This window comes from Streptomyces sp. NPDC086554, from assembly GCF_040686095.1.
In the GTDB taxonomy this organism is placed as follows: domain Bacteria; phylum Actinomycetota; class Actinomycetes; order Streptomycetales; family Streptomycetaceae; genus Streptomyces.
Map to the genome: position 1 here is coordinate 293,177 of NZ_JBFBJK010000002.1, position 18,011 is coordinate 311,187.

Here is an 18,011-nt window from a genome sequence, read left to right on the forward strand (position 1 = left end):
CGCTGCCGTACATGACCTCATCTACCTCGAACGCACGCGTGGCGGTGATCGGCGCGGGACTTGCCGGTATGCGGCTCGCCCAGCGGCTCGGGGGTGCCGCCGTGCTCATCGGCGAGGAGCCGCACGCGCCCTACAACCGGGTGCTGCTCGCCGATGTCCTCGCGGGCCGGTACGGACCGGAGGTCATCGGCCTGCCGGCCGCCCCCGGGACGTTCCTGCGCACCCGCGCCGTCCGGGTCGACCGCGCGGACCGGCTCGTGCACTGCGCGGACGGCCGGGTCGTCCGGTACGAGACGCTCGTCCTGGCCACCGGCTCCAACCCGGTCCTGCCGCCCCTGCGCGGCCTCTTCGCGCCGGAAGCCCGCGAGCTGCCGCGCGGTGTGCACCCCTTCAGGACCATGGACGACTGCCTCGCGCTTTCGGACGCGATACGTCCGGGCGTGCGCGCCGTCGTCATCGGCGGCGGGCTGCTCGGCGTCTCCGCCGCCCGCGCGCTCGCCGTACGCGGCGCCCAGGTCGTCCTCACCCAGCAGGGCGACCGGCTCATGGAGCGCCAGCTCGACCCGGCCGCGAGCGAGCTGGTCCACCGGCATCTCACCGACCTCGGGGTGGAAGTGCACACCGAGTGCCGGGTGCGCGGTGTGCGGCAGGTCGACGGGGCCGTACGGTCCGTCGAGCTGGCCGACGGCTATCTGCTCGGCACCGACCTCACCGTTCTCGCCTGCGGCGTCCGCCCCCGCGTGGGCCTCGCCCAGGCCGCGGGGCTCGACGTACGGCGCGGCATCGTCGTCGACGACGAGCTGCGCACGTCCGATCCGCACATCCGGGCCATCGGCGACTGCGCCGAGCACTCCGGCGAGGTGCGCTGCCTCGCGGCGCCCGCACTCGAACAGGCCGACGCCCTGGCCGATTCCCTGCTCTCGCCGGACAGCGCGCGGCCGTACTCCGGCACCCGCGCCCTGACCCGGCTCACCCTGCACACCGGCCGTCCGGGCTCCGCTCCCCTGGACCTGGCGGCCTTCGGCGACCCCGAGCCCCGACCCGACGACGACGTGGTGCAGCTCGCGGACGCGACCCGCGGGACGTACCGCAAGGTCGTCGTGCGGGGCGACCGGCTCGTCGGCGGGGTCCTGCTCGGCGAGCTCGGCACCGTCGGCGCGCTCGCCCGCGCATGGGAGTCCGACGACCCGCTGCCCGAGGACGACGGCAGCCCCTTGCTCCACCTGCTCACTCACGACGGAGGCCTCTGATGCCCATGCCCACGGACACCCCCCGCCACAGCACCGCCCAAGGCACCATCGTGCTCGTCGGGCATGGCATGGTCGGCCAGCGCTTCCTGGAGGCCGCCGCCGCGCGCGGTCTCACCGACACGCACCGCGTCGTGGTCCTGTGCGAGGAGCCGCGGCCCGCCTACGACCGCGTACAGCTCACCTCGTACTTCTCCGGCCGCACCCCCGACGAACTCTCCCTCACGGACCCGGAATTCATCGAGAAGCACGGCATCGAGCTGTATGTGGGCGATCCCGCCGAGTCCGTCGACCGGGACGCGAAGACCGTCACGGCGCGCTCGGGGCAGACCTTCGCGTACGACACGCTCGTCCTCGCCACCGGCTCCTTCCCCTTTGTACCGCCGGTGCCGGGCAAGGACACGACGGGCTGTTTCGTCTACCGCACCATCGAGGACCTGCTGGCCATCGAGGAGTACGCGAAGACGTACGCGAAGACCGGTGCGGTCGTCGGCGGCGGGCTCCTTGGCCTGGAGGCGGCGGGCGCGCTGCGCGGGCTCGGACTCGACACGCACGTCGTGGAGTTCGCGCCGCGCCTGATGCCGGTGCAGGTCGACGAGGGCGGCGGCGCGGCGCTCCTGCGCACCATCACGAACATGGGCCTGACCGTGCACACGGGTGTCGGCACCCAGGAGATCGTGAGCACGCGGGGCGCGGTCAGCGGGATGAAGCTGTCGGACGGGAGTGAACTCGCCACCGATCTGGTCGTGTTCTCCGCCGGTGTCCGGCCCCGCGATCAACTCGCCCGTGACACCGGCCTTTCGGTGGGCGAGCGCGGCGGCATCACCGTCGACGAGCAGTGCCGCACCAGCGACCCGGACGTGTACGCGATCGGCGAGTGTGCGCTGGCTTCGGACGGCCGGGTCTACGGTCTGGTCGCGCCCGGCTACGAGATGGCGGAGACGGCCGCCGCGACGATCGCCGCCGAGGAGTCGAGCTTCACCGGCGCCGATCTCTCCACCAAGCTCAAGCTGCTCGGCGTGGACGTCGCCTCCTTCGGCGACGCGCACGGCACGGCCGAGGACTGTCTGGACGTCGTCTACTCCGACTCGCGCTCGGGAACGTACAAGAAGCTGGTCATCGGCCAGGGCGGCGAGCTGCTCGGCGGTGTCCTGGTCGGCGACGCGGAGGCGTACGGCGTGCTTCGGCCGCTGACCGGCAGCGTGCCGCCGGTCCCGCCGGAGCAGCTGGTCCTTCCCGCGGGCGCGGGTGGCCCCGTGTCGATCGGCCCGTCCTCGCTGCCGGACTCCGCGGTCATCTGCTCCTGCCACAACGTCACCAAGGGCACGATCCGCGGCGCCGTCACCGAGCACAGCTGCACGACCGTCCCCGAGGTCAAGAAATGCACCAAGGCCGGTACGGGCTGCGGCAGTTGTGTGAAGGTGCTCGGCCAGCTGGTCAACGACGAACTGGAGGCGTCGGGCGTCGAGGTCGACAAGGGCCTGTGCGGCTGCTTCGGCCAGACCCGCCAGGAGCTGTACGAGATCGTCCGCACCCTGGGCATCACCTCCTACCGGCAGCTCCTCGACGCCCACGGACGCGAGGCGGCGCGCGGCACCGAGGGCTGCGAGACCTGCAAGCCGACGGTCGGTTCGATCATCGCCTCGCTCGCCCCGACGATCGGCGCGGACGGCTACGTACTCGAAGGCGAGCAGGCCTCCCTCCAGGACACGAACGACCACTTCCTCGCCAACCTCCAGAAGAACGGCTCCTATTCGGTCGTGCCGCGCATCCCGGGCGGCGAGATCACTCCGGACAAGCTGATCGTGATCGGCGAGGTGGCACGAGACTTCGGGCTCTACACGAAGATCACCGGCGGCCAGCGCATCGATATGTTCGGCGCCCGCGTCGAACAACTCCCCATGATCTGGGCCCGGTTGGTGGATGCGGGCTTCGAGTCGGGTCATGCGTACGGCAAGTCGCTGCGGACGGTGAAGTCGTGCGTCGGGCAGACCTGGTGCCGCTACGGCGTGCAGGACTCGGTGCGGATGGCGATCGACCTGGAGCTGCGCTACCGGGGTCTGCGCTCCCCGCACAAGCTGAAGTCCGCCGTGTCGGGCTGTGCCCGCGAGTGCGCGGAGGCCCAGTCCAAGGACTTCGGGGTGATCGCCACGTCCAGCGGCTGGAACCTGTACGTGGGCGGCAACGGCGGCGCGACCCCGCGCCACGCGGATCTGCTCGCACAGGACCTGTCCGACGCCGAACTGGTGCGCCTCATCGACCGGTTCCTGATGTTCTACATCCGCACGGCGGACCGCCTGGAGCGCACCTCGACCTGGCTGGAGCGGATCGAGGGCGGCCTGGACCACGTACGCGACGTGGTCGTCCACGACTCGCTCGGCATCTGCTCCGAGCTCGAGGCCCTGATGGCCGACCATGTCGCGCACTACCGCGACGAGTGGTCCGAGACCATCAACGACCCCGAGCGGCTCGCCCGGTTCGTGTCCTTCGTGAACGCGCCGGACGTCCCGGACCCCACGGTGAGCTTCGTCCCCGAGCGGGGCCAGATCAAGCCCGACCTGCCGCTGCTGAGCATCGGCTCCCGCCCTCGCGACCTGGAAGGTGCCGCATCCTGATGACTGCCCCGATGACTGCCCCGACGAGTGTTCAACTCCGCCTGGAAGACGACTGGTTCGAGGTCTGCGACCGCGCACGGCTGCAGCCGGGCCGTGGCATCGCCGCCCTGCTCCCCGACGGCCGCCAGGCCGCACTCTTCATCGACCGCACGGGCCGCGCGTACGCGATCGACAACCGCGACCCGTTCACCGGCGCCGCGGTGCTCTCGCGCGGTCTGCTCGGCGCGGCGGGCGGGCGCCCGTTCGTCGCGTCGCCACTCCTGAAGCAGCGCTTCGACCTGGAGACGGGGCGGTGCCTGGACGACGACTCGGTGACAGTGGAGACGCATACGGTCCGGCTCGCCTGATCGCTCGATCGCCTGATCGCTCGATCGCCTTACTTGACCGCCCGTTCCAGAACCGCTTACCCTTCCCTCGTGGCCAGGACCAAGGGATTCGATCCGGACGCCGCGCTCCAGTCGGCCCTAGAGCTGTTCTGGCGGCGCGGCTACGAGGCGACGTCGATGGCGGATCTCGTCGAGGCGCTGGGCATCGGGCGCGCCAGCATCTACGCCACCTTCGGCAACAAGCACGAGCTGTACATGAAGGCGCTCGACCGATACGCCAAGGCCCAGAACCCGCGCCTCCTGACCGAACTCTCGCAGCCGGGGCCCGCACTGCCCGCCGTACGCGCGGTGGTGCGCCGCTTCGGGGGCGAGTCCGCCTCCGAGCAGGGACGCCTGAACGGCTGCTTCATCACCAATACGGCGGCCGAACTGGGCCCGCACGACGAAGCGGCCGCCCGTTGCGTCGAGCGCAACTGGGAGCACATCGAGACGCTGCTGCACTCGGCGCTCGTCCGCGCACAGGCGCAGGGCGAGCTCCCGGAGGACCGCGACCCGCTCGCCCTCGCGCGCCTGCTGCTGACCCTGACGCAGGGGCTGCGCGTGGTCGGCAAGGCGTCGCAGGATCCGGCGCGGTTGCGGGACGCGACGGAGCAGGCGCTGAGCCTGCTGGACTGAATTCAGACCACTCCGGCTCACCCCTGGCCTCTTTTTTCATGCCCTCATACGCCCCTCTCTCATGCCCTCATACTGAACCGATCGTTCAAGAAAAGAGCTCTGTCATGACTTCAGCACCGCGCACCCGTTTCACCGGCCGTACCGCCCTCGTCACCGGCGGCGGCTCCGGACTCGGCCGGGCCATCGCACTCGCCTTCGCCGCGGAGGGCGCGAACGTCGTCGTCGCCGGGCGTACGGAGGGCCCGCTCAAGGAGACCGTCGGGTTGATCGAGGAGTCCGGCGGCACCGCGCTCGCCGTCACCGCCGACGTCTCGCGCTCGGCGGACCTCGCGGCGCTCGTCGACGCGGCCGTCGAGCGGTTCGGCTCCCTGGACGTGGCCGTCAACAACGCCGGGGTCCTGCGGGCCGGCCAACCGATCGCGGAGCTGCCCGAGGAGGACTGGCGGACGATGCTCGACATCAACGTCACCGGCGTACTGCTCGCCCTCCAGGCCGAGGTGCGGCAGATGCGTACGCAGTCCGGGGGCGGGGCCATCGTCAACATCTCCTCCACGCTCGGCCCGCACATCAGCCTTCCGGGCACCATCGGCTACGGCGCCACCAAGGCGGCCGTCTCCGCGCTCACCAAGGGTGCGGCCGCCGAGCACATCCGGGACGGGGTCCGGATCAACGCGGTGAGCCCCGGCTCGTCCGACACCACCATGTCGCTGCGTCCGGGCGAGACCGAGGCCGAGCGCACGGAGCGCATGAAGAACGCCACACCGCTCGGCCGGGTCTCGTCGACCGCGGAGATCGCGGCCGCCGTGCTCTACCTCGCGTCGGACGAATCGGCGTCGGCGGTGGGCACGGACCTGGTGATCGACGGGGGCGCCGCCGCCTGAGGCACGCCTCTGTCGCTGAGACCACGCTTCCACTTACTCTCAAGTAAGAACAGTCGTGCACTCAAGCAGAGGGAGCCGCGCCATGGCGGGCTGGAACGCGAGCGACATCCCCGACCAGAGCGGCCGCACGGCCGTGGTCACCGGAGCCAACAGCGGCATCGGCTATGTCACGGCACGCGAACTCGCCCGCCGTGGCGCGCGCGTGGTCCTCGCCTGCCGCAGCGAGGAGCGCGGGTCGCGTGCGCTCGCCCGGCTGCGCTCCGAAGTGCCGGGCGTGGAAGCCGAGTTCAGCAGACTCGACCTCGGGGATCTGAGCTCCGTACGGGAGTTCGCGGCATCGTACGAGAGAGATGCGGGGCAGCGGCCCGGCGACGGCGGTCTTGATCTGCTCATCAACAACGCGGGCGTGATGGCGCTGCCCTACCGGCAGACGGTGGACGGCTTCGAGACGCAGTTCGGCGTCAATCACCTGGGCCACTTCGCGCTCACGGGGCTGCTTCTGCCGCTGCTCCTGCGGACGCCTGGCGCACGGATCGTCACGGTGTCCAGCGCCATGCACGCCGTGGCGAACATCGACATCGGGGACCTCAACAGCGAGCGGGGATACCGGCGTTGGATCGCCTACGGCCGCTCCAAGACGGCGAATCTGCTCTTCGTCCACGAACTGGCGCGGCGCCTCGCGGCCGCCGGCTGCGATGTCGTGGCCGCGGCGGCGCATCCCGGCTATGCGTCGACGAACCTCCAGGCGGCCGCACCCCGAATGGAGGGCCGCAAGGGGGCCGAGCGCGTGATGCGCATCGGCAACGGCCTGGTCGCGCAGTCGGCCGATGCGGGCGCGCTGCCCACCCTGTTCGCGGCCACGGCCCCCGGAGTACGGCCGGATTCCTTCACCGGGCCGAGGATTCTGGGGTGGCGCGGGGCGCCGGCGAGGTCGTGGCGGGCGGGGTGGACTCGGGATGACGTGGCCGCGGGGCGGCTGTGGGAGGCGTCGGAGGGGTTGACGGGGGTTGAGTACGGGGCGTTGAAGGGCTGATTCGGGGCGCCGAAGGGGGGTGAGCAGGGGGCTGGCTCCCGCCCCCGCCCCGCCCCTAACCCCCCTCCTCCAGAAGGGACTTCAGCGCGGCCAGGCGGTCCTTCCAGAAGGACTTGTACGCCGCCACCTCAGCCGCGTCCCGCAGCTTCTCGTGGCCGACCCCCACCACCGTCTTCTCCGGCCCCTTCACCGTGAGCGTCACGGAGATGCGCCCGGCGCCCCCGCCGCCCGGGTCCTTGAAGTCGGCGGTCACCGACTTGGCGGGGCGGTGCGTGCGGACGGTGAAGTCGACGTCCGGCAGCCACCGCCGCCGCAGGCCGTCGTCGGCGAACGCCTCGATCACCCGCGCCGCCGTGGCGTCGATCGTCTTGCTGCCGCTGGTCCGCCACTCGCCCGTACTGCTCTGGCCGACCTCGCGAAGACCGCGCTCCTGTTCATAGCCGACGGCCACGGACTGCGCGTACCAGCCGTCGACGCCGTGGTCCTCGCGGACGTGACGGGCGATCTCGGTGTGATTGCGGGACATGCCGCCCCAGGCGTCGAGGAGACCGAACCACTCCTCCCACCCCTTGCCGGTGGCCTCGCGCAGCGACTCGTCCGAAAGCTTCTCGGTGATCTTCTTGCCCGCACCCGCATGGCTCGCGCTTCCGCTCATGGCGCCGACGCTAGGGCCTGTCCGATGGGTCAGGCCGGTCTTCGCGCCGGGTGCCGATTCAGCAGGGCCGAGCGGGCCCTGGTGCGTGCAGCTGCAAGGCGGAGGAGGGCGACAACGCGAATGGGGTCTCCCCTGCTCGAGCGGAGTCGAGAGCTTGGGGAAGTTGGCAACCGACGACAACGCGGCAGATGGGCGTGCCAGGGGTCGCGACCCCGGCAGGACCCATCGGACAGGCCCTAGGACCGGCGCCGCCCCGCTGCAAGACGGAACCGCAGTCGGCAGATGACCGCGTCCGTGTCGCGGCGAACCGCGTGCGCGAGGACCGAGCCGCGCTGGTTCTGCAGCAGCCGCTGCCAGACATGGGCGGGCTCCACCTCGGGGATCAGGACGGTGACGCGGGTGGTGGGGTGGTACGTGTAGATCTTCCGTACGTACGCCGACACCGGCCGCCCGACGGTGCGCGTCTGCGAGGGCAGCTCCACCAGGTCGACACCCGGGTCCCACAGCTCCCAGTCGCGGCGCAGCGCCTCCGCGGCGCGCCGGTCCTCGGGGTCGGCGTGGGTGACGGTGACGGCGCGGACCTCGTCGCCGAGCGAGACGGCGGCGCCCAGTGCCTCGCAGGTGAGGCGGGAGAGGTTGGACACGGGGACGATGACCAGGGAGTGGTCGCGGTGCGGAGGCTCCGGGACGCGCCCCAGACCCAGGTCCTCGCCGATCCTGAGATAGGCGCGGTGCACGGACTCGAAGCAGAGCACGATCGCCGGAAGCGCGAGCACGATCAGCCAGGCGCCCTCGGTGAACTTGGTGGCCGTGACGACCACCGCGGAAATACCGGTGAGCACCCCCCCGAAGCCGTTGAGCAGGGCCTTCGCGGGCTTCCCCGCCTTGCGCCAGTGCAGCACCATGCCGGTCTGGCAGAGCGTGAAGCCGACGAAGACGCCGATCGCGAAGAGCGGCACCAGGGTGTTGGTGTCGCCGCCGGAGAAGACGAGCAGCGCGGCGGACACGGCGGCGAGCGCGAGGACGCCGTGCCGGTGGACCTGGCGGTCGGCCTTGAGCGCGAAGACGTGGGGGAGGTAATTGTCCCGGGCGAGCAGGCTCATCAGAACAGGCAGTCCACCGAAGGAGGTGTTGGCGGACAGTGCCAGCAGGATCATCGTCGCGAACTGCACAACGTAGAAAGCCCAGTTGTGACCGAGTGAGGCGTCCGCGAGCTGGGCGAGGACGGTGACACCCTCGACCGGCTGAAGCCCGAACCGCGAGATGAGCACGGACAGGCCGATCAGCATCACGCCGAGCAGCGCGCCGAGCGCGACCTCGGCGTGCTGGGCGCGCTTGACGCGGGGGGTGCGGAAGGAGGGCACGGCGTTGGCGATCGCCTCGACGCCCGTCAGCGCGGAGCAGCCCGAAGCGAACGCCTTGAGCAGGAGCAGCGCACCGACCGTGGTGGCGTTGTCGGCGAGGACGGATGCGTGCCCTTCGGCCGCAGCAGTGCTGACAGGACCGTCCCGGAAGAGCCCTACGACGATCATGGTCAGGATCGCGCCGACGAATATCGCCGTCGGCGCGATGAAGACGCGTGCCGAGTCGACGATGCCGCGCAGATTGACCCCCGTGACGACGACGAGCACCGCCAGACAGATCCACACCCGCTCGCCGTACAACTCGGGGAACGCGGAGGTGAGCGCGGCGACGCCCGCCGTGACGGCGACGGCGACATTGAGTACGTAGTCGAGGACGAGCGAGGCCGCGGCGACGAGCCCGGCCCGGCGCCCCAGGTGAGTCTTGGCGGCGGCATAGCTGCCACCTCCATCCGGGAAGGCGGCGATGACCTGGCGGTAGGAGGCGACGAGCACGGCGAGCAGCGCGGCGATGCCGAGCGTCACCGGGAGCGTGAAGCCGAGGCCGTGGCCGCCGGCCGCGGCGAGCACCAGGACGATGGCCTCGGGGCCGTAGGCGACGGAGGCCATCGCATCGAGGGAGAGCGCGGCGAGCCCCTGCACGGCGGTAAGCCGATGACGATCCTCACGGGCGGCAGCCGCTCCTCCGGTATCCGGGGGTTCCTCGACGGCGACGCCGACGGGGCTGCTGTCCGGCGACTCGGACACGGTGGTCATGGGCTTACCTCCGGGCAGGGGTGGGGGTGGGGGTGGGGGTGGCAAAGGAATCCCCAGCGTCAGGGCGCACGCCACGCCCCACGCGCCGTCTTGGTGACTCCCTTGCGCGCCGGGCCGGGATCTTCACGCGTTGTTGACGCGGAGTCGCGCGGGCCACGGCGTGGCATCAGCGGTACGTCAAGGAGTACGGCGGCGGAGTAAGCGGCCCGTCAACGCAGCTGACGCGACACGGTGCCGGGCCTACGGTGCCGCACATGGGACATGACAGGACGACACGGGGCAGGGTGCTCGGCAGGGGCGTGGAGGCGTGGGAGGGCGCCGCGGAGGACACCGTGTCCGACCGGCGCTGGGCGGGCGACGTACGGGCCGCGGCCTTCTGCTCCCTCGCCCTCTTCCTCCTGGTCACGCTCGTCGACCTGGCCAACGGCACGCTGGACGCGGTGCGGGCCGGGCTCTGGGCGACGCTTTCGGCGCTCCTGTACGTCATCCTGCATCCGGTGCGGGTGACGGCGGGCCCGGGATGGCTGGCCGTCCGCGGACTGCTGCGCGGCCGTCATGTGTGTACGGGCCTGCTGACCGCGGTGCGGCACGAGCCGGGAGTCGCGGCGCGCCTGATCCTGAGCGACTCCCTGGGCAACCGTGTGCAGCTCGACCCCAAGGTGCTCGCGGAGAACCCCTTGCTGCTGCACCGCCTGGACGCGGGGGCGCGGGATGCGAAGCAGCGGGGGCTGCTGCGGACAGGCACGGAGGTGCTCGGCGGCCTGTCCGCCCGCCTGGACGCGGAGGGGGCGCGGGGGGTCTTCGAGGCGTCCGACCTGCGGTAACCCCGGTAACCCCGGTAACCCCACCCCATTCCAGCCCGTCGAGGGGGTCTCCCCTGCTCTTTAAGAGCTTGGGGGAGTTTGAGGACGAACTCGGCGGAGCCGGTGACAGACGGCCACCGCGCGGCGTACGGCGTACCGCCTACCCCCGCACCTCGAACCGGTACAACGAATACCCGTACTCCGTCTGCCGCTTCACCCCCTGCATCCGCACAAACCGCGCCGCGGCCGACGGCAGGTCGACCACGTCGACCCCCGTCTCCTCCCGCCCCCGCCGCTCAGCCACGGTCCGCCACCCCGACGGCCCCCCGTCCGCCGAGACCTGCACGTCATAGTCCCGCCCGGCCGCCACCTCCCAGTCGAAAAGCACCCGCCGCACACTCCGAACCTCCCCGAGATCAACGGCGATCCACTCCCCATCGGTGTACTTCGAGGCCCACCGAGTACCCGCATCCCCGTCGACCGCGTTCTCCGGCCCCAGCGAATCCGTCTCCGCGGAAGAAGCCGTCACCTCCCGCCCCCGCGCCAGATCGGGCACGTCGAAGACCTGCACCGACCACAACACCCACCGCACCCGCCCGCTCTCCCGCCCCCGCACCCGGACGTACCGCGCCTCCACACCCCCGAACTCCACCTCGTCCCAGCCGGACCGCGACACCCCCCGCCGAGAGGCGACCCTCCGCCACGCACCCCCATCCTCCGAAACCTCGATGTCGTACGAACGCCCGTGCTCCCGCCCCCAGTCCAACCGCACCCGCCCCACATGCCGCACCTCACCGAGGTCCACCCGCAGCCACGGTCCCCCCGCCTCCACACCACTGCTCCAGCAGGTGACATGGCTGCCGTCGGACGCGTACGACGCATGCGCACCCGACGAAGCGGTCGCAGCCGCGCCGAAGCCGAGCTCGTCGGGCTCGGCCAGTGTCGGGGCCACCGTGGAGAGCCCCGGACCCTGCGCCCCGCGCCGCAGCAGCGCGGTGAACTCCCCGTAGGCAAGGCCCTGCCCGCCACCGCTCCACATCTTCTGAGCAAGCGTTCCGTACGTCTTCTCAACAAGACCGTGCACGTCCTGCTGGGTATACGTGGCATGCACGAGGTCGTTCCACACCGCAGACATCGCACCCCGCAACTGCGGATCGCCGGGAGGCAGACTCTCGCTCCCGGGGAAGACGTGCGGCTCCCAACCCTCATACAGATAACGGCCGTCGAGCCCGTGCCCGTGGTAGTAGTCGGCGAACGGCACCACGTACAAAAGCCCGTCGTTCGTATTCACGATCTCGTAGCCATCCGCCTTGGCGGCCTGCGGCCCGTACCACCCGTTGTTCCAGCTGTGGATGGTCACGTCCCGGTCGTACCCGTCCGCCGAACCGGCCATCTCGGTCAGGCTCCCCCAGGCACGCGGATGCTTGCCGAGGCTCCGCAGATGCTCCGCCATGTCGTTGAAGTACGCGCGGTACTGGGCCTCGGGCCCGGTGTACTCGTCGGCCCCGTAGTGCACTTCGGGACTGCGGAACCACGGCACGAACTCCTCGAAGACGGCCTTCATGAACGCCGTCGTCCCGGGCTTGGCGAGGTCGAGGTGATCGGAGTTGCCGCCGTCGAGCCCCAGCGATGGCCGGAAGCGTACGAAGGAACGCGAGTGCGCCGGAGCATCGATCTCCGGGGTGAGCTGCACGGCATGCAGGGCGGCGGTGTCCTCGAAGGAGTCCCAGTCGCCACGCGAGTACGACCCGTCGGGCGCCGCAAGCCCCTCCCACTCGGCGGCATCACTCCGCAGCCGGAAGGCGTCATAGGCCTTGCTCCAGTCGCCGCCCGGAGCCTTGATCTCGTTGTCGTTGAGGTGCAGCTGGAGATCATTGAGCTTGAACCACCCCATGACGCGCAGGTAGTCCCGCACAAATCCGGGCGTGAAGAAGCGCCGCCCGACATCCAGCATGAAGCCGCGCAGACGGTAGTTGGGCCAGTCCTGCGCGGTCCCGACGGGCAGGCGCGAGCGCTGCTCGTCGTGGAGGAGTATCTGGAGCAGAGAGCGGGTGCCGTAGTAGACGCCGCTGTAGGCGGGCGCGGTGATGGTGACGGCGTCACCCGTGACGGCGAGTTCGTACCCTTCGCGAGCGTAGAGCTCACCACCCTTGCCGTGCCGGGCGCCCGCGTCGAGGCGCAGCAGGATCTCGCCGTCGGCGGCACGGGAGCGGCGGACGGCGCGAGGCGTGGCGAGCTTCAGCCCGCTGACGTCGGCGACGTCCCGCGTCAACTGCTGTGCCAGCTCCAGAAGTTGACCGGCATCCTGAGCGGGAACGACGACCCGAGACTCCGGGGTGAGCCGGTGGACGCCGTCACCGCCGGCCCATTCCTGGAGGGCGGGAATGACGGTCGGGCGGACATTGCCCCGACTCGCGGCACCGGCAGGGGGCGCTCCCGCGCCCACGGCGTGAGCCGTGGGCAACGGAAGGGCGACGGCCGCGCCCGCGACGGCTGTCGCGGCGATGAGAGTGCGACGGGAGAGGTTCGTCATGGCAGTGGACTACACCACTCAACTCCCCAGTCTCACAAGGGAATCAACAAAGACACTCGCGAGCCGTCGCCACAGGAGCGGCGGCTATCCGCATTCGATGCGATCGATCTGATCGTAGGCCGCGGCATGGAATTCCCGGCCGTCGTACGTCTCGATGAAGCCGTTGGTGACGCCCTGGTAGTCGTGCGTCCCCGTGCCGGAGCAGTCCACCCAGATGTAGGTGTCCAGGGAACTGCTGTCATCGGTGTCGAAGGTCTGCTCGTAGAGCTCCTGCCAGCCCCACCAGCGGGACCAGGCCAGACCGCTGTGCATCTGGATGTCGAGCACCTGGTAGAGGCACGAGGTCAGCGAGTCGTTGTAGATCAGATTGCCCTGGCGGTACACAAGGACCCAGAGCCCGCAGCCCGTTGGGTACTGGGCCGGCCCGACCTCCGCCGTACCGCTGCTCGCCTTGCTGCCGTACTTCAGTCTCTTGAGCTCGGCGGTCGAGGAACCCTTCGAGGACCCCTTCTTGGTCTCCTCGTACGGAGCCGAGGTGACGCCGAGTATCTCGGCGCCGTCGGCCTTCAGTTCGGAGATGCGCTTCTCGAGCCGCTCGGGAAGCTTGTCGGGGACGGTGTTCGCACCGCTCCCACCGCTCGTGCCGTTCCCGCCGCTCGCTCCGGTCCCGCCGCTCGCGGTCTGGGCCTGCGCCGGGCCGACCACCAGGAGCGTCATGGCACTGACCAATGCGGCCAGCAGAAATAAGAATCGCCCTTTCATTGTCTCCCCCTGTCTGGCAGTGGGGATCCAGTAACCGCCCAGGGGCATTCCAGGAACTGGTCCAAGATCTCCCCCGGCGATCATTGGATCAATGTCGGGCGCAACACTATTCGCCGTTATGGACAACCGGGGCGCTGTTCACAGACTCTCCTTCAGTCACCCCTTGCCGGGGTGGCGCGTTCCTCACCGCTGCCCGGATCCTCCGGCGGATCGACGCGCGGCTCCCGCGTCCCGCCCGCCTCTCCCCCATCCTCATCCTCGAAACCGTCCCGAGCTGCGTCTTCCCGCTGCGGCCAGGTCCGCTCCTCCGGAGAATGAGATCGGAACGAAAGCGTCCGCCGCACTTTGATCTTTTTCATTCGACCACCCCTTCTGTCTCGATGATATCGGCGAGCACAATCCGGGGGTCTCATAAATTATCCCCACGAAGGTCACCAATTCTGCACGTCAGCAGTCGATTCACGCCACCCTCAAATAGGGACAGGGGAAGGGGCAGGGGTAGGGCGACGGAAACTCCGGGTCATTTCCAACCACGGGTGTGCCACTCGGTGCTGCGGCGCGGCGAGTCCGGCACGTTCAGGTGTCCAGCTCCCCGTCGCCGTCCTCAGCGGGCGCAACTTGTTCCATGTCGCCATCCCCATCGTCGTCATAGGCGGGGGCGAGACCCGAGCCGCCCGGCGCTCCGCCGCTCTCATCCATCGCGGAACTGACGTCGTTGGTGCCGTCGCTGTTCAGCGCCGCCGCGGAGCCCCCACCGGGTGCTCCGGTGTTCTCGGTCGCGCCCCAGGACGCGTAGTCCTGAGTCCCGTCACCGTCGGTCATCGGCAGCAGGCTCCCGCCGCCGGGCGCCCCGTTGCCCTCGCCCTGCGGCGCGATGCCCCCACCGCCGGGAGCTCCGGTGTCCTCGCCCATCGGGTCCAGGGTTCCGCTCCCGGGAGAGCGGTCCGAGCCTTCCCACTCCAGCACCGGCGCGAGTCCGGCCCCGCCGGGGGCGCCGCCGCTCTCATCCATCGGGGCGAGGCCGCCACCAGGCGAGCCGGAGCCGTCGCCTGCTGTTGCGGCACCGGTGCCGACGGCAAGACCCCCTGTAGCAAGACCCCCTGTAGCAAGACCCCCTGTAGCCAGGAGTGCCACCGCGGTAGCGCGCACCACCATCCTCTTGATCGTCATGCTTCCCCCATCGAATCGCGAACGGATCCAAGCGAGTCTCATCCGCCCGCCGCGAGGGACACCACGCCTTTCGGCCCTGCCCGAAACAGCACCGCCCCTCATACCCGAAGGGGCAGCACCCCCGCACAGGGTGCTGCCCCTTCATGGTGGACCGGGACCGTCGCCGCATCGGTTCTGAGGGTCGGGGACACGGCGACGGTCCCGGGGCTTTACCGGTGGTCGCTGCCCGTGGAGTGGGAAGCGGCGCGGCCTGCCTCGAGGCGGGCCACCGGGATGCGGAACGGCGAGCAGGAGACGTAGTCCAGGCCCACCTCGTGGAAGAAGTGCACGGACTCCGGGTCACCGCCGTGCTCGCCGCAGACGCCGAGCTTGAGGTCGGGGCGCGTGGCTCGGCCCGCCTTGACGGCGTCCTTCACCAGCTTGCCGACGCCGTCCTTGTCGATCGTCTCGAAGGGGGAGACACCGAAGATGCCCTTCTCCAGGTATGCCGTGAAGAAGGAGGCCTCGACGTCGTCCCGCGAGAAGCCCCAGACCGTCTGCGTCAGGTCGTTCGTGCCGAAGGAGAAGAACTCCGCGGCCTCCGCGATCTGGTCCGCCGTGAGCGCTGCGCGCGGGAGCTCGATCATCGTGCCGAGGGCCAGCTTCAGGTCTACGCCCGTCGCCTCGATGACCTCCGCGATGACCTGCTCGGCCTCCTCGCGGACGATCTCCAGCTCCTGGACCGTGCCGACGAGCGGAATCATGATCTCCGCGCGCGGGTCGCCCTTGGCGTTCTTACGCTCGGCCGCGGCCTCGGCGATCGCGCGGACCTGCATGGTGAACAGGCCGGGGATGACGAGGCCGAGGCGTACGCCTCGCAGGCCCAGCATCGGGTTCTGCTCGTGCAGGCGGTGGACCGCCTGGAGCAGGCGCAGGTCGTTCTCGTTGGCGTCCTTGCGGGACTCGGCGAGAGCGACGCGGACCGAGAGCTCGGTGATGTCCGGGAGGAACTCGTGCAGGGGCGGGTCCAGGAGGCGGACCGTGACCGGGAGGCCGTCCATTGCCTCGAAGAGTTCGACGAAGTCGCGCTTCTGGAGGGGGAGCAGCTCCTTGAGGGCTTCCTCGCGCTCGTCGTCCGCGTCCGCCAGGATCAGGCGCTCGACCATCTCGCGGCGCTCGCCGAGGAACATGTGCTCGGTGCGGCACAGGCCGATGCCCTGCGCGCCGAAGCGACGGGCACGGAGCGCGTCCTCGGCGTTGTCCGCGTTGGCGCGGACGCGCAGACGGCGTACTCGGTCCGCGTACGCCATGATCCGGTGCACCGCGGCGACCAGCTCGTCGGCGTCGTCGGCGCCCGCGTGCATACGGCCCTCGAAGTACTCGACGACCGGGGAGGGGACGACCGGAACTTCGCCGGCGTAGACCTTGCCGGTGGAGCCGTCGATGGAGACGACGTCGCCCTCTTCGATGACCGTGCCGTTCACCGTCAGGCGGCGGCGCTTGGTGTCCACCTCGAGGTCCTCGGCGCCGCACACGCACGTCTTGCCCATGCCGCGCGCCACCACGGCCGCGTGCGAGGTCTTGCCGCCGCGGGAGGTCAGGATGCCCTCGGCCGCGATCATGCCGTCGAGGTCGTCGGGGTTGGTCTCGCGACGGATCAGGATGACCTTCTCGCCCGAACGCGACCACTTGATGGCCGTGTACGAGTCGAAGACCGCCTTGCCGACCGCGGCACCCGGTGACGCGGCGATGCCACGGCCGAGCTGCTCGACCTTCGCGTCCTCGTCGAAGCGCGGGAACATCAGCTGCGCGAGCTGGGCGCCGTTGACGCGCTGCAGCGCCTCGGCCTCGTCGATCAGGCCCTGGTCGACGAGCTGCGTCGCGATGCGGAAGGCGGCACCGGCGGTGCGCTTGCCGACGCGGGTCTGCAGCATCCACAGCTGACCGCGCTCGATGGTGAACTCGATGTCGCACAGGTCCTTGTAGTGCGTCTCGAGCGTTTCCATGATCTGCATGAGCTGGTCGTACGACTTCTTGTCGATCTGCTCCAGATCGGCGAGCGGGACGGTGTTGCGGATGCCCGCCACGACGTCCTCGCCCTGCGCGTTCTGCAGGTAGTCGCCGTAGACGCCCTGGTGGCCGCTGGCCGGGTCGCGGGTGAACGCGACGCCCGTGCCGGAGTCCGGGCCGAGGTTGCCGAAGACCATGGAGCAGATGTTGACCGCGGTGCCGAGGTCGCCGGGGATGCGCTCCTGGCGGCGGTAGAGCTTGGCGCGGTCGGTGTTCCAGGACTCGAAGACCGAGCGGATCGCGAGGTCCATCTGCTCGCGCGGGTCCTGCGGGAAGTCGCGCCCCGCCTCGGTCTTGACGATCTTCTTGAACTTCGTGACCAGCTTCTTCAGGTCCGCGGCCTCGAGGTCGGTGTCGACCGTGACCTTCTTGGCGGCCTTGGCGGCCTCAAGCGCGTCCTCGAAGAGCTCGCCCTCGACGCCGAGCACGGTCTTGCCGAACATCTGGATGAGGCGGCGGTAGGAGTCCCACGCGAAGCGGTCGTCGCCGGACTGCTTGGCCAGGCCCGTCACCGACTTGTCGGAGAGCCCGATGTTCAGGACGGTGTCCATCATGCCGGGCATCGAGAACTTGGCGCCCGAGCGGACCGAGACGAGCAGCGGGTCGTTGGCCTGACCCAGCTTCTTGCCCATGGTCTTCTCGAGGGCGTCGAGGTGTGCACTCACCTCGTCGCGCAGCTCGACCGGCTCCTCACCACTGGCGAGGTACGTCTTGCAGGCCTCGGTGGTGATGGTGAAGCCCGGGGGGACGGGCAGCCCGAGGTTGGTCATCTCGGCGAGGTTCGCGCCCTTCCCGCCGAGAAGGTCCTTGAGGTCCCTGTTGCCCTCGGTGAAGTCATAGACGAACTTCACGGCCGCATCGCTCTGCGCTACGTGGGGATCTTTGTTTTCCGACACGGGTCTCGACTCCTCGAGGACTCGGTGGCTGCCCTGACGGCGAGGAACATACCCAGATCGAAGGCACCTGGGTACGTCCACTTGTGCGTCATACGGCTGTAACCACCCGTCCGCCAGTAGATCGAAAGTAACTCGGCGGTAGCCAACGGACCGACACTGCGTTCAACTCTTGAACGATCAACCCCCGCAGAACCAGGGATTTGCTCAGATGAGCAGAGAAATCTCAGATGTGAGTTCACCCTTTGAATG

13 protein-coding genes are annotated in these 18,011 nt (G+C 69.9%); 7 read left to right on the plus strand and 6 right to left on the minus strand.

Annotated elements, in window-relative coordinates; translation table 11 throughout:
* Nucleotides 1-11 precede the first annotated feature (11 nt).
* The 6 genes from AB0O76_RS03985 (at nt 12) to AB0O76_RS04010 (ending at nt 6,777) form a co-directional block, all read left to right on the plus strand.
* Complete coding sequence (locus tag AB0O76_RS03985) at nt 12-1,250, plus strand: FAD-dependent oxidoreductase (protein ID WP_365485110.1); 1,239 nt, start codon at nt 12-14, stop codon at nt 1,248-1,250.
* A gap of 5 nt (nt 1,251-1,255) precedes the next feature.
* Nucleotides 1,256-3,862 carry a nitrite reductase large subunit NirB gene (gene nirB, locus AB0O76_RS03990; protein WP_365485556.1) on the plus strand — a complete coding sequence of 869 codons (2,607 nt, stop codon included), beginning with the start codon at nt 1,256-1,258 and terminating at the stop codon, nt 3,860-3,862.
* Nucleotides 3,862-4,209, plus strand: a complete 348-nt coding sequence (gene nirD / locus AB0O76_RS03995) for a nitrite reductase small subunit NirD (RefSeq protein WP_365485113.1) — start codon at nt 3,862-3,864, stop codon at nt 4,207-4,209. Before nirB ends, nirD begins: the two co-directional genes overlap by 1 nt.
* Before the next feature lie 69 nt (nt 4,210-4,278).
* Nucleotides 4,279-4,863 carry a TetR/AcrR family transcriptional regulator gene (locus AB0O76_RS04000; RefSeq protein WP_365485116.1) on the plus strand — a complete coding sequence of 195 codons (585 nt, stop codon included), beginning with the start codon at nt 4,279-4,281 and terminating at the stop codon, nt 4,861-4,863.
* Nucleotides 4,864-4,967: 104 nt separating this feature from the next.
* On the plus strand, nt 4,968-5,744 hold the full coding sequence (locus AB0O76_RS04005; RefSeq protein WP_365485119.1) for a glucose 1-dehydrogenase: 777 nt from the start codon (nt 4,968-4,970) through the stop codon (nt 5,742-5,744).
* An 82-nt stretch (nt 5,745-5,826) separates the two neighbouring features.
* Nucleotides 5,827-6,777 carry an oxidoreductase gene (locus AB0O76_RS04010; RefSeq protein WP_365485121.1) on the plus strand — a complete coding sequence of 317 codons (951 nt, stop codon included), beginning with the start codon at nt 5,827-5,829 and terminating at the stop codon, nt 6,775-6,777.
* A gap of 55 nt (nt 6,778-6,832) precedes the next feature.
* Here AB0O76_RS04010 and AB0O76_RS04015 read toward each other — a convergent pair whose 3' ends face one another.
* The gene (locus AB0O76_RS04015) at nt 6,833-7,432 is read right to left on the minus strand and encodes a hypothetical protein (protein ID WP_365485124.1); all 600 of its coding nucleotides are present in this window, start codon (nt 7,430-7,432) and stop codon (nt 6,833-6,835) included.
* A gap of 236 nt (nt 7,433-7,668) precedes the next feature.
* Nucleotides 7,669-9,549: an APC family permease gene (locus AB0O76_RS04020; RefSeq protein WP_365485127.1), complete on the minus strand. Its 1,881-nt coding sequence runs from the start codon at nt 9,547-9,549 to the stop codon at nt 7,669-7,671.
* A 254-nt stretch (nt 9,550-9,803) separates the two neighbouring features.
* Here AB0O76_RS04020 and AB0O76_RS04025 point away from each other — a divergent pair, with 254 nt between their 5' ends.
* Nucleotides 9,804-10,373: a hypothetical protein gene (locus tag AB0O76_RS04025; protein WP_365485130.1), complete on the plus strand. Its 570-nt coding sequence runs from the start codon at nt 9,804-9,806 to the stop codon at nt 10,371-10,373.
* 139 nt (nt 10,374-10,512) lie between these two features.
* Here the strand turns inward: AB0O76_RS04025 and AB0O76_RS04030 are convergent, their stop codons facing one another.
* From AB0O76_RS04030 to ppdK, 4 genes are all read right to left on the minus strand, one after another.
* Entirely contained in the window at nt 10,513-12,885 is a 2,373-nt protein-coding gene (locus AB0O76_RS04030; RefSeq protein WP_365485133.1) for a discoidin domain-containing protein, read from the minus strand.
* Between the two features lie 84 nt (nt 12,886-12,969).
* Nucleotides 12,970-13,602: a hypothetical protein gene (locus AB0O76_RS04035; protein WP_365485136.1), complete on the minus strand. Its 633-nt coding sequence runs from the start codon at nt 13,600-13,602 to the stop codon at nt 12,970-12,972.
* Nucleotides 13,603-14,223: 621 nt separating this feature from the next.
* The gene (locus AB0O76_RS04040) at nt 14,224-14,817 is read right to left on the minus strand and encodes a hypothetical protein (protein WP_365485139.1); all 594 of its coding nucleotides are present in this window, start codon (nt 14,815-14,817) and stop codon (nt 14,224-14,226) included.
* A 209-nt stretch (nt 14,818-15,026) separates the two neighbouring features.
* The gene (ppdK, locus tag AB0O76_RS04045; RefSeq protein WP_365485142.1) at nt 15,027-17,762 is read right to left on the minus strand and encodes a pyruvate, phosphate dikinase; all 2,736 of its coding nucleotides are present in this window, start codon (nt 17,760-17,762) and stop codon (nt 15,027-15,029) included.
* Between the last annotated feature and the right edge of the window lie 249 nt (nt 17,763-18,011).

What these genes read in the sequence shown, in the direction of transcription:
- AB0O76_RS03985 (WP_365485110.1), top strand. Translation starts at nt 12, where the DNA reads ATGACCTCATCTACCTCGAACGCACGCGTGGCGGTGATCGGCGCGGGA.
- nirB (WP_365485556.1), top strand. Translation starts at nt 1,256, where the DNA reads ATGCCCACGGACACCCCCCGCCACAGCACCGCCCAAGGCACCATCGTG.
- nirD (WP_365485113.1), top strand. Translation starts at nt 3,862, where the DNA reads ATGACTGCCCCGATGACTGCCCCGACGAGTGTTCAACTCCGCCTGGAA.
- AB0O76_RS04005 (WP_365485119.1), top strand. Translation starts at nt 4,968, where the DNA reads ATGACTTCAGCACCGCGCACCCGTTTCACCGGCCGTACCGCCCTCGTC.
- AB0O76_RS04010 (WP_365485121.1), top strand. Translation starts at nt 5,827, where the DNA reads ATGGCGGGCTGGAACGCGAGCGACATCCCCGACCAGAGCGGCCGCACG.
- AB0O76_RS04015 (WP_365485124.1), bottom strand. Translation starts at nt 7,432, where the DNA reads ATGAGCGGAAGCGCGAGCCATGCGGGTGCGGGCAAGAAGATCACCGAG.
- AB0O76_RS04020 (WP_365485127.1), bottom strand. Translation starts at nt 9,549, where the DNA reads ATGACCACCGTGTCCGAGTCGCCGGACAGCAGCCCCGTCGGCGTCGCC.
- AB0O76_RS04025 (WP_365485130.1), top strand. Translation starts at nt 9,804, where the DNA reads ATGGGACATGACAGGACGACACGGGGCAGGGTGCTCGGCAGGGGCGTG.
- AB0O76_RS04030 (WP_365485133.1), bottom strand. Translation starts at nt 12,885, where the DNA reads ATGACGAACCTCTCCCGTCGCACTCTCATCGCCGCGACAGCCGTCGCG.
- AB0O76_RS04035 (WP_365485136.1), bottom strand. Translation starts at nt 13,602, where the DNA reads ATGACGCTCCTGGTGGTCGGCCCGGCGCAGGCCCAGACCGCGAGCGGC.
- AB0O76_RS04040 (WP_365485139.1), bottom strand. Translation starts at nt 14,817, where the DNA reads ATGACGATCAAGAGGATGGTGGTGCGCGCTACCGCGGTGGCACTCCTG.